9 protein-coding genes and 3 pseudogenes are annotated in these 10575 nt (G+C 76.7%); 7 read left to right on the top strand and 5 right to left on the bottom strand.

The features are described from left to right. Positions 1-547 (bottom strand): annotated as a pseudogene (locus tag VE546_RS28020) (DUF5360 family protein); the annotation flags it as partial. 53 nt (positions 548-600) lie between these two features. On the opposite strand from VE546_RS28020, the gene VE546_RS21965 reads away from it, so the two are divergent. Both VE546_RS21965 and VE546_RS21960 read left to right on the top strand, forming a co-directional pair. After that, on the top strand, positions 601-1212 hold the full coding sequence (locus VE546_RS21965; RefSeq protein WP_324925006.1) for a CPBP family intramembrane glutamate endopeptidase: 612 nt from the start codon (positions 601-603) through the stop codon (positions 1210-1212). Between the two features lie 143 nt (positions 1213-1355). Beyond that, the gene (locus VE546_RS21960; protein ID WP_324925004.1) at positions 1356-2330 is read left to right on the top strand and encodes a DUF3048 domain-containing protein; all 975 of its coding nucleotides are present in this window, start codon (positions 1356-1358) and stop codon (positions 2328-2330) included. Positions 2331-2375: 45 nt separating this feature from the next. Here the strand turns inward: VE546_RS21960 and VE546_RS21955 are convergent, their stop codons facing one another. Further along, positions 2376-3227 (bottom strand): PaaX family transcriptional regulator C-terminal domain-containing protein, encoded by an 852-nt coding sequence (locus tag VE546_RS21955; RefSeq protein WP_324925002.1) that lies wholly within the window; start codon positions 3225-3227, stop codon positions 2376-2378. 122 nt (positions 3228-3349) lie between these two features. On the opposite strand from VE546_RS21955, the gene VE546_RS21950 reads away from it, so the two are divergent. Further along, the gene (locus tag VE546_RS21950) at positions 3350-5002 is read left to right on the top strand and encodes an acyl-CoA dehydrogenase family protein (protein ID WP_324925000.1); all 1653 of its coding nucleotides are present in this window, start codon (positions 3350-3352) and stop codon (positions 5000-5002) included. Positions 5003-5114: 112 nt separating this feature from the next. On the opposite strand, the gene VE546_RS21945 is transcribed toward VE546_RS21950, so the two are convergent. Together VE546_RS21945 and VE546_RS21940 are read right to left on the bottom strand one after the other, a co-directional pair. Further along, a complete protein-coding gene (locus VE546_RS21945) occupies positions 5115-5402 on the bottom strand; it encodes a DUF6191 domain-containing protein (protein WP_324925008.1) in 288 nt (95 codons plus the stop codon). A gap of 291 nt (positions 5403-5693) precedes the next feature. Further along, positions 5694-6286, bottom strand: a pseudogene (locus VE546_RS21940) (endo alpha-1,4 polygalactosaminidase); the annotation flags it as partial. Between the two features lie 318 nt (positions 6287-6604). Between VE546_RS21940 and VE546_RS21935 the strand changes: the two are divergent. The 4 genes from VE546_RS21935 to VE546_RS21920 are packed head-to-tail and all read left to right on the top strand — an operon-like array spanning position 6605 to position 10078. After that, positions 6605-7066: a helix-turn-helix transcriptional regulator gene (locus tag VE546_RS21935; protein ID WP_324924998.1), complete on the top strand. Its 462-nt coding sequence runs from the start codon at positions 6605-6607 to the stop codon at positions 7064-7066. Further along, positions 7063-7617 carry a hypothetical protein gene (locus VE546_RS21930; protein WP_324924996.1) on the top strand — a complete coding sequence of 185 codons (555 nt, stop codon included), beginning with the start codon at positions 7063-7065 and terminating at the stop codon, positions 7615-7617. Before VE546_RS21935 ends, VE546_RS21930 begins: the two co-directional genes overlap by 4 nt. Then, positions 7614-8807 (top strand): MAB_1171c family putative transporter, encoded by a 1194-nt coding sequence (locus VE546_RS21925; protein WP_324924994.1) that lies wholly within the window; start codon positions 7614-7616, stop codon positions 8805-8807. The genes VE546_RS21930 and VE546_RS21925 overlap by 4 nt, the downstream gene beginning before the upstream one ends. Beyond that, positions 8804-10078, top strand: coding sequence for an FAD-dependent oxidoreductase (locus tag VE546_RS21920; protein ID WP_324924992.1), 1275 nt, complete (start codon positions 8804-8806; stop codon positions 10076-10078). Before VE546_RS21925 ends, VE546_RS21920 begins: the two co-directional genes overlap by 4 nt. Before the next feature lie 19 nt (positions 10079-10097). Here VE546_RS21920 and VE546_RS21915 read toward each other — a convergent pair. Next, positions 10098-10575: pseudogene (locus VE546_RS21915) on the bottom strand (carbohydrate ABC transporter substrate-binding protein); the annotation flags it as partial.

Below are 10575 nucleotides of genomic sequence, written 5' to 3'. Positions count from 1 at the left end.
CTTGACGCCGGTGCCCAGGGCCATCTGACTCCCCGCCCATGCCCGGCACCGGTCCCGGAACCGGCCCCCCGGGCCCGCCGGTGCGCGGACGTTGTCCACAGGTCGTGCTGGACGCCCTGTCCGCCGGGCGGGTGACCCTGCCTGTGGAGGACGGCGGTCCGGAGGTGATCTCCACACCCCAGGACGTGCCGGGCGTCGGCTTCTCCTCCGGCCACGTCTTCCCCGGCACCACCGAGGACGGCGCGGCCTTCGACGACGTCCCCGGACCCGGCGGCACGGTGCAACGACGCCGACCCCACCGCACGCCCCGGACCCGGGGCGCCCGGGCCACGGGGGAACCCGCCGCCGTCCCGCGCGGTCGGACGTCCTCCACTGGCGCCCCCGGCCCGGCCGGACGATGCCGGGCGGGGGGGAGCAGCAGGAAGAGGTCGGGCACCCACCAGCCGACGGAGAAGTCACCGCGCAGCGCCCAGAGAACCACCGCCTGGAGTCCGGCCGTGCCGGTGGGCGTCGGGGAGACGAGCACCGGCCGCTGCCACGCCCCGGCGCCCCGGCCCGCGGCCCCGGCCGCTCCGGGGCATCCGCAGTGCGGCCGGCCCGGTGAGGCCGACCGGGGCGTTCTCCGTGCCGCTGATGGTGCTGTCGGTGGGCCGGAGTGCCGTGGTGGTGCTGGTGGTGCCCCGGCGGGCCCGGGCCGCCGTCGGGATGCGCCGGTTCGCCGCCGCTCCCGCGGTGGCCGGGACGGCGCCGGCGGCCCTGACGTACGCGCAGGCTCTCCTGGCCACCCGGGCGGCCTTCGGCCGGAGCGAGGACCACCGGACCGCGCGGGGGCCGGTGCCGTTCGAGGACCTGGTGCCGGGCGCGCCCTGGCCCGGCGTCACCGCCATGCCGCCGGCGCCGGGGGTCGTGGTGCCGGTCGTGGAAGGGGCCCGCTGCCGCGGCGCGCAGTACCACGCGGTGGAGCGGCGCCCGGGCGGCCATACGGCGATCGTGCCACCGCCGCCGCCCGGTCGGTGGCGCCCCGGGCGACTACGGGCTGAATCCGCCGACCCCGCGGGGCGTCCGCGGGGTGCCGCCCCCGGTGTTCCCGATGGGGCTCGCCCCGGGCGCGTGCCGGGCGCCGACCGGATCGGCCCGGCCTGCGCGGCGGCCCAGGCGGCCCGGGGAAGCTGCAACCTGCCGTTGCTGTGCGGGGTCGTGAACCGGCTGTGAGCCCCGGCCGCGCCATCCCCACCGGGCGGTGGGGACGGGGCGGACCGGCATGAAACCGGCCGTCCCGGTCAAGGGATGAGAAGGGGACCAGAGGGGGGCCAGGCGGCACGCCGGCGTGCCCGGCCGGAGGGACGGCGAGCGAGATGGCAGGCGGACGGAGCGGGCGACGGACCGCGAGGGTGCTGGCGCCGCTGCTGGTGCTGCTCGCCGTGCTGGCGGGCTGCCAGGGCGGGAACGGGGACGGGGACGGCGGGGAGACCGGACGCTCCCCCTTCACCGGCGAGACCGTCGAGGACCCCTCGGCCCCGGTGCTCGCCGTGAAGATCGACAACGTGCCGGCCGCCCGGCCCCCCACGGGCCTGGAGCGGGCCGACATCGTGTACGTGGAGCAGGTCGAGGCGGGCCTGAGCCGCCTGCTGGCGGTGTACTCCTCCGACCTGCCGCCCACGGTCGGCCCGGTGCGCAGCGCCCGGGAGTCGGACCTGGAGCTGCTGCGGCAGTTCGGCGAACCGGCCCTGGCCTACTCCGGGGTGCAGTCGAAGCTGATCCCGCTGATGGAGGCCTCCCCGGTGCACCTGCTGCCGCCCGGCCAGGCCCCCGGCGCGTACTCCCGCAGCCGGGACCGCTCCGCGCCGCACAACATGTACCTGGACCCGGGCGCCGCGCTGCGCGCCGCGCCCGACGGGGTGAGCGGGGCCGCCGACATCGGCTTCCGCTTCGGCCGGGCGCCGGAGGGGGGCCGCGCCGACACCGAGGAGGCCGTGCGCTTCCCCGGCGCCTCCTTCGCCTTCACCTGGTCCGGGGACGAGGGCCGCTGGCTGGTGACCATGGACGGCAGGGAGGCGACCACCTCCGACGGCGACCGGCTCGGCGCCCCGACGATCGTCCTCCAGCGCGTGACGGTCCGCGACTCCCGCTTCGGGGACCGCGGCGGCAACATCACCCCGTACTCCGAGACCACCGGCTCCGGCGAGGCGACGGTGCTGCGCGGCGGCCGGGCGTACGAGGCGCGCTGGTCGCGGCCGGCGGCGGAGAGCGGCACGGAGTTCACCACCCCGGAGGGCGACCCGATGACCTTCGCCCGGGGCCAGGTGTGGGTGGTGCTCGCCCCGCGCTGACCGCCGCACGGTCCGGCGCCCCGCCGCGCCCCCGCCGCGTCCGGCCTATCCGGGTGCCGCGTGGCGCCGGAGGACGGCGCGGAAGTCGTCCTCGAAGGCGTCGTAGCGGGCTCGCAGGGCCGCGCCCGGCCAGTCGCCGGGCAGCAGTTCGGCGGGCAGCAGGGGGTCGGCGAGCAGGTGGCGCAGGGAGGCGGCCGCCACGGTGAAGCGCCGGGCCAGGTCGCCGGTCTCCTCGGCGGCGTCGGCGGCGGCCACCAGGGCGCGGGCGGCGGCGGCCCAGCCGTCCAGGTCCCACAGCGTCGCGGCCAGGGCGGCCGGGTCGCCCTCGGGGGCCCCGGTCAGCAGCGTGCACTGCTCGGTGACGACGGGCGGGTGGGGCCGCCGCAGGTTGGCCGGGCGCAGCCAGGTCCCCTCGCGCAGCTCTGCCAGGCGCAGGGCGGCCATGGCCTGGCGCAGGGCGCCCCGGTCGGCGGCGGCCCGGCGTTCGGCGGTGACGACGGCGATCTCCCACCGGCCCCGCCAGTCGCGGGTGCGGGGCGCTCGGCTGTCGTCCTGGCGGGCCTGGCGGGCGAGCAGACGTGCCGTGAGGCCGTAGGTGCCGTCGGCGCGCTGGACCAGGTCGCCGGAGGCGACCATCCGGGACAGCGCCACCCGCACGGTGCCCTCCGCCACCCCGAAGACCTCCCCCACCCTCACCAGGGCACGGGCCGGGAGGGCGGGCGGATGGTGGCCGAGCAGGGTGCTGAGCACGATCGAGCGGGCCGTCAGGGGCCGCAGCGCCGGTGCGGCGCCGGTGGTTCCGGAACCGCCCGTCCTGCCGCCCGCGACGTCCGCGCCGCCTGTGCTCCCTGTGCTCCCTGTGCTCCTTGTGCCGGCTGCGCCATCTGTCCCGTTCATGGGCGCGCCATCCTAGCCGCCTGCGCCATTACAGTCTTCCCTCACGTATGCGGAATCTGTAATGTCAGGGTACGGGCACCGCCGTCCCGGCCGTCCCGCCGCCGCTCCCGCCGGAGGTCGCCGTGAGCGCCACCCATGACGTGATCAACCAGCCCCCGCCGCTGACCGGTTTCACCACGGCCGACGAGCCCGCCCTGCTGGAGGCGCTGCACCGCCACGACGCCGGGTGGGGCGAGACGGAGGTGCGGGAGTTGGGCGCGCTGGCCGGCTCCCCGGAGGTCCAGGACTGGGCCCGGATGGCCGAGGAGACCCCGCCCCGCCTGCGCACCCACGACCGCTTCGGCCACCGCGTGGACGAGGTGGAGTTCCACCCCGCCTGGCACCACCTGATGACCGCCGCCGTGGAGCGCGGGCTGCACGCCGCCCCCTGGGCCGATGCCCGCCCCGGCGCACACCTGGTGCGCGCCGCCAAGTTCTACCTGTGGTCCCAGGCCGAGGCCGGGCACGGCTGCCCCGTCTCCATGACGTACGCCGCCGTCCCCGCGCTGCGCGCCCAGCCGGAGCTGGCCGCCGTCTACGAGCCGCTGCTGGCCTCCCGCACCTACGACTTCGGGCTGCGGCCCCCGCGGGAGAAGGCCGGGCTGATCGCCGGCATGTCGATGACGGAGAAGCAGGGCGGCTCGGACGTGCGGGCCAACACCACCCGGGCGGTCCCGGCGGGCGACGGCAGCTACCTCCTCACCGGCCACAAGTGGTTCACCTCCGCGCCGATGAGCGACGTCTTCCTGGTGCTGGCGCAGACCCCCGAGGGGCTGGGCTGCTTCCTGCTGCCGCGCGTGCTGCCCGACGGCACCCGCAACGCGATGCACCTCCAGCGCCTGAAGGACAAACTGGGCAACCGCTCCAACGCCTCCGCCGAGGTCGAGTACGACCAGGCCGTGGCCTGGCCGGTCGGCGAACTCGGCCGCGGGGTGCGCACCATCGTGGAGATGGTCAACATGACCCGCCTGGACTGCGTGCTGGGCACGGCGGCGGGCATGCGCGCGGGACTGCGGCAGGCCCTGCACCACGCCGCCCACCGGCGAGCCTTCGGCGCCGGGCTGATCGACCAGCCGCTGATGCGCTCGGTCCTGGCCGACCTGGCGGTCGAGTCGGAGGCCGCCACCACCCTGGGGCTCCGGCTGGCCGCGGCCGTGGACGCCGCGCACGCCGGGGACGAGTCGGAGGCGTCGTTCCGCCGCCTGGCCCTGGCGGTGTCCAAGTACTGGGTGTGCAAGCGCGGCAGCACCCACGCGGCCGAGGCGCTGGAGTGCCTGGGCGGCAACGGCTACGTCGAGGAGTCGGGCATGCCGCGCCTGTACCGCGAGGCGCCGCTGCTGTCGATCTGGGAGGGCTCGGGCAACGTCGCCGCGCTCGACGTACTGCGCGCCCTGGCGAAGGAGCCCGCCTCCCTCGACGCCGTCCTGGCCGAGGTGGACGCCGCCGCCGGCGCCGACCCCCGGCTGGACGCGGCCGCCGCCGGGGTGCGGGCCATGCTGCCGGAGCTGAAGGACCCGGTGGGCGCGCAGCTCCGTGCCCGGGTGCTGGCCGAGCGCCTGGCGCTGGTCCTCCAGGGCAGCCTGCTGGTGCGCCACAGCCACCCGGCCGTCGCCGACGCGTTCTGCGCCTCCCGGCTCGGCGGCGACTGGGGCCACGCCTTCGGCACGCTCCCGGCCGGGGCGGACCTCGGGGCGATCCTGGAGCGCGCCCGTCCGGCGGACGGCCCGACGCGCTGAGCGTCCGCGCCGGGCCGGTCGCCGCGGCGGCGGGCGGCCCGGCGCCTGGGGATGCGCGGTGGGGCGAACGCCGCGGCCCGCGCGCGTCCAGGCAGCCGTCCGGGCGCGACCGTCAGGACAGGTCGCGCGGGCGGATGACCGCCCTGCCCCGTTCCAGGTCGACCGTGGAGTGGGGAGGGGCGCCGTCGCCCTCCTCGTCCCGCAGCAACGTCGTCGCCTGCCGCTGCCGCAGTTCGTGCTCCTTGCCCGGCAGGAGGCTCGCGTGCAGCATCTCGAACCCCGTCGCCGAGACACGGCCGCGCGCTCCGTTCCGCCGGGACAGCAGCACCCGGTCGACGAAGGCCACGCCGGTCAGCAGGATCACCAGCCCCGGCAACGTCATGAACACCACGATCTCCACGGCGCCTCCTTCTCCCCCGTGCCCCGGTCTCCCGCGCGCCCAGTCTCCCGCGCGGCCGAGCGGCACGCTCAGCGGGTGCGGCGCCAGGCGTCCAGGGCGAGTCTCCTGCGGATCGAGCCGAGGCCCAACTCCCGTGCCGTGTCGCAGAACTCGCCGGTGGCCAGGGTGTACTCGGCGTGGAAGACGGCCTTGCCGCACTCGATGAACGGGGCCGGCTCCGCGCACTCGGCCGAACTCGGCGCACTCCTCGTTGACCGCGAAGTCGAAGTCGTCCACCGGTTCCGGGATCTGCTCCAGGTCGTTCCCCAGCCCCACCACCGGCCCCCGATCGTGGGCGAGCCGGGCGACCGTGTGGTTGAACGCCAACTGGTGGGTGGCGGCGCGGGGAAGCCGGTGTCGTTGCGGCAGCCGTCGAGCGGGTCGGGTTCGACGGCGTCGAAGCCCTTCGTGCGGCACATGTCCATCCGGGCGGCCAGGATCGGGCGCGGCACGTCCAGGAGGCGGACGTCCACCCAGCGTTCGCCGGGTCGGCCGCTGCCGCGGCCCAGGACGGAGGGCGGGCAGGTGTTCCGGTCGGGGCGGAAGTCCTCCCACGTGCCGGCGTCAAGGTAGCGGATCACCTTCCGGCTGCGGGCGTGGAGGGCGGCGACGGTCTCCGCGTCGTTCTCGAAGCCGTCGATGTCGTACGCCTCCGCCTTCACCCCCACATCGACGCGGCCCTGGAGCTGCCCCTGCCAGGCGGTGCCGGGCGGCGGGCCGCCGGGCGCCTGCGGGGAGGGCGCCGTCCGCGCCGCACCACCGGCGGTGGCGGCGTACGCCGCGGGGCGCCGCGCGCACCGGTCCGGGCCCGGAAGCGCCGGTCGTCGCACCGGCGCCCCCGGCATGCGTCCAACGGAAGAATGACCGAATGACGATGGTTCACTCCGCCCCTGTTCGTCCCTTTTGATCCTGATTCATCCCTGGTTTCGGACGTCGCTCCGTACGTTCCCCCGCGCAGATCCCGCCCCTCCGCCGCCACTGCCGGGCCACGGGCGCGCCACCGTCATCGCGCACGCCGTGCCATGCGACTGGACTCCCCCTCCCGCTCCTGCCAACCTCTGTGCCTACGACGGAAGTTGAGGCGGATCACGGGGCGGCGCCCCGACCGGGTTCCGCGCGCTGGGAGGTGGAAAGCGGTGCCCGACTCCGGGAGACGGCCGACGTTGGCCGACAACCTGAACCGGTTGTTCGACGAGGTGCGCCCGTACGGCCCCCAGGGACGCCGCTACACCAACGAGGAGGTGGCGGCGGCCGTCCGGGAGGCCAATCCGGGCATCCGCGTGGGCGGGGCCTACCTGTCGGCCCTGCGCAAGGGCACCAAGCGGAACCCCTCCACCGAGCTGCTGACCGCCCTGGCCCGCTTCTTCGGCGTCCCCGCCTCCTCCTTCCTGGACGAGGAGGAGACCGGAGCCGACGCCGCGGAGGCCGAACTGGCCCGGCTGGCCGGCAATCTGGGCGTCCGGCACCTGGCGCTGCGTGCCCTGGAGCTGTCCCCGGAGGGCCTGGCCGCGGCCACGGAGATCATCGAGCACGTCCTGGAACTGGACGCCCGGCACGGCGGCGCCCCCGGGCAGGGGGAGCCGGAGGGGCCGGAGGAGCCGTACAGGGGGGAACGGGCACCGTGAAGGAGCGGGAACTGCGCCGGCGCTGCCGCCGGCTGCTCAACGAGCTGGGCATCAGGCCGCCCCTGGACGTGGCCGAGCTCTGCCGGCGCGTGGAGCGGCGGCGCGGCAGGCCCCTGCGGCTGGTGCCCTACCCGATCCCCGTCCCCGGGCCGTTCGGCATGTGGGTCGGCGCCCCCACGGCCGACTACATCGTCTTCCAGAAGGAGACCAGCCGCGCCCACCAGCGGCACATCATCCTCCACGAGCTCGGCCACATGCTGGCCGGCCACCAGAGCGACGAGCACGACGACGAGCTGATGACCGAGCTGCGCCGCGGCACCGAGGACCTGCCGCCCGGCCTGCTCACCGCCCTGGACCTCGATCCGGGCACCCTGCGGCGGGCCCTGCGGCGCACCGCCTACGACAGCGAACAGGAGCGGGAGGCCGAGACGGTGGCCACGATCATCCTGGAGTGGGCCTCGGTCCTGGACCACGTGGCCCCGCGGTCGTCCGCCGACGCGGCGGCCGAGCGCATGGGCGCCTCCCTCGGCGACCGCCTGGGGTGGCTGTGAGCCTGCTGCTGACGCTGTACGGCGCGGGCTCGCTCCTGGCGCTGGCGTGGCTGGCCTACCGGCTGACGCGGGCGCCGCGCGACGTGCCGCTGTGGGCGGTCACCGGGCTGATCGCCTGCTGGGCCGTGGCGTACCCCTTCGGGCTGGCGGCCGACCGCAACGAGGTGTTCTGGGGCCTGGCCCCCATGACGTCCCGGCTGGTCCAGCACCTCCTGGTGCTGGCCGCGGTGAACTGCATGGTCTACTTCTACCTCTTCTCGGCCCTGCCCCCCGCCCGCGCCCGCCGGCGCGCCGCGTGGTACGGGCTGGCGCTGCTGGCCGCGGCGGCCGTCCTCACCGCCGCGGCGGCGGCGACGCCCGAGGGGGTCCGCACCCGGGACCACACGGTCACCAGCGTGGCGGTGTTCTTCGTGACGGCCGACGTCTACCTCGCCGCCGGCTTCGCCCTGGGCTGGGTGTGGACCCGGCGCTACGCGCGCCGCGCCGAGCCGCGGCTGGCGCGCGGGCTGCGGATCACCTCCGTCGGCATGGCGGCGATCGTCGTGGCCAACGCGCTGTTCGTGCCCGCGGTGCTGATGCGCTGGGCGGGGGGCGACGGCGCGCACGAGTCGTTGGACACCGCGGGTGCCGCCGAGACGACGCTGGGCTGGTTCGGCGCCGTCTTCTTCCTGCTGCCGGGCATCGTCCTGATCCTGGTCGGCATCATCTACCCGGCCGCGGTGATGCGGCTGACCGCGCTGCGCGTGTGGTGGCGGCACCTGCGGGCGTACCGCGGTCTGGCGCCGCTGTGGACGGCGCTGCACCGGCACTTCCCCGAGGACGCGCTCCACCGGGTGCCCGTCCGGCCCTGGCGGGACGCGCTGAGCCTGCGCGGGGTGCACCGCCGCTACTACCGCCGGGTCATCGAGTGCCGGGACGGCCTGGTCCGCGTCAGCCCCTACCTCGCCGCGCTCGACCGCGACAGCGGAACGGGTGCCGGTACGGGCGGCCCGGTGGACGCCGATCCGCGGGAGCTGGCGCGGCGGCTGCGGGAGGCGCTGCGGGCCCACGCCGCGGGCCGTCCGGTCTCCACCTCCGCCGTGCCCGTCGTGGTGCCGGACGAGGGCGATCTGGACGCCGACGTGCGGCAGTTGGTGGCGCTGTCCCGGGCGCTGCGGTCGGTGGAGGCCGGAACCGCGGAGGCGTCGTGAGCGGCGCGGGCGGCGCGGGCGGCGCGGGCGGCGCGGGGGTGCGGCGCGTGCTGGTCGCCGGCGGCGGCATCGCCGGGCCGGTGACCGCGATGGCGCTGCGCGCGGCGGGCCTGGAGCCGGTGGTGTACGAGGCGTACCCCGCCGGCGCCGACCGCGTGGGCGCCTTCCTGACGGTGTTCGCCAACGGCATGGACGCGCTGCGCGCCATCGGCGCGGACGGCCCGGTCGTGGCGGCCTCCTTCCCCACCGACCGGGTGGAGTTCTTCACCGGCACCGGCCGGCGGCTGGGCGGGAAACGCATCGGCGGGGACGGCGCGCACGGCCCGGAGGACGGCGCCCCGCGCACCCTGCGCCGCGCCGACCTGTACCGGGCGCTGCGCGACGAGGCGGCGCGGCGCGGCGTCCGGATCGAGTACGGCAGGCGGCTCACCGCCGTACGCACCCCGCCCGGCGGGGTGGTGGCCGTCTTCGAGGACGGCACCGAGGCGGAGGGCGATCTGCTGGTCGGCGCCGACGGCGTCCACTCGGTCACCCGCACCCTGATCGCCCCCACCGCGCGGCGCCCCCGCCGGCTGGGTACGGCCACCGTGTGCGGCCACACCCGCGCCGCGCCGGTGACCGCACCGCCGGGCACCTTCCGGATGCTCTACGGCGGACGCGCGTTCGCCGCGTACCTCACCGCACCGGACGGCGAGACCTGGTGGTTCGTCAATCTCCCCCTTCCCCGCTCCGGAAGGGACGGGGACGGGCCGGCGGCCCGCTCCCCCGCCCGGTGGCGGGAGGCGGCGATCGCCTCCGTGGCCGGTGACCGCACCCCGGCGGCGGACCTCGTCCGGGCCACCGCCGAGGAGGACGTCGTCGCCTTCACCGCCCACGACCTCGGGCCGCCCCCGCTGCCGCGCTGGTCCGCCGGTCCCCTGGTCGTGGTGGGCGACGCGGCGCACGCCGCCTCGCCCAACGCGGGGCACGGCGCCTCCATGGCCATGGAGGACGGCGTCCAGCTCGCCCGGTGCCTACGCGACCTCCCCGACGTCCCCCGGGCGCTGGCGGCGTACGAGCGGCTGCGCCGGGAGCGGGTGACACGCCTGGTGGAGACGAGCGCCGCCATGAGCCGCCGGGCGACGCCGGGCCCGGTGGGGCGGGTGCTGCGCGACCTGGCGCTGCCCCTGCTGCTGCGGCACGGCCCCCGCAACGCCTCCGCCTGGCTGACGGACCATCACATCGACTGGGACGCGCCCGTCGACGCCCCGGCACCCTCCGGCGCCGCCTGAGCCGCCCCGGCGGCCCGTCTCACCGGCACACCTGCCGCAGCCAGAGGGTGTCGTCGGGAAGCCGGTTCCTGACCCGCTCGATCTGCGCCAGCAGCCCGCGGGGGTTCTGCCCGGGGTCGGCGAGGAACTCCAGGACCTTTTCGTGGAAGAGCCTGCGGATCGTGGGCGGCATGACGTCCGAGGCGTCCAGGCACAACCGCTCGGCCTGCTGGAGCTCCCGCACGATGCGGCGACTGACGCCGTCGCCCGGGGGGTACGCCTCCTGGGTGACGCCCCGGTGCGCGGAGAAGGAGGGCGGGTCGACGCTGGTCGCCCAGGCCCGCTGGGCCTCCTCGGAGGCCAGGAAGCGCATCAGTGCCCTGCCCTGCGCGCTCATGCGGAACATCGCCGCGAAGTCCCCGGACACCTCCCGGTCCGGGCTCGTCCGGTCCGCGCCGGGCAGCACCTGCGGGGACGGCACGAAGGTGGCGCGCGGGGCGTCGTGGCCGTACAGGCTG

This window comes from Streptomyces sp., from assembly GCF_035644915.1.
In the GTDB taxonomy this organism is placed as follows: Bacteria; Actinomycetota; Actinomycetes; order Streptomycetales; family Streptomycetaceae; genus Streptomyces.
The sequence above is the reverse complement of the archived record's forward strand: the minus strand, read 5'-3'. Positions and strand labels throughout refer to the sequence as shown.

Bases quoted from the DNA above. Each gene is read 5' to 3' on its own strand.
- VE546_RS21960 (WP_324925004.1), top strand. From the start codon at position 1,356: ATGGCAGGCGGACGGAGCGGGCGACGGACCGCGAGGGTGCTGGCGCCG.
- VE546_RS21955 (WP_324925002.1), bottom strand. From the start codon at position 3,227: ATGAACGGGACAGATGGCGCAGCCGGCACAAGGAGCACAGGGAGCACA.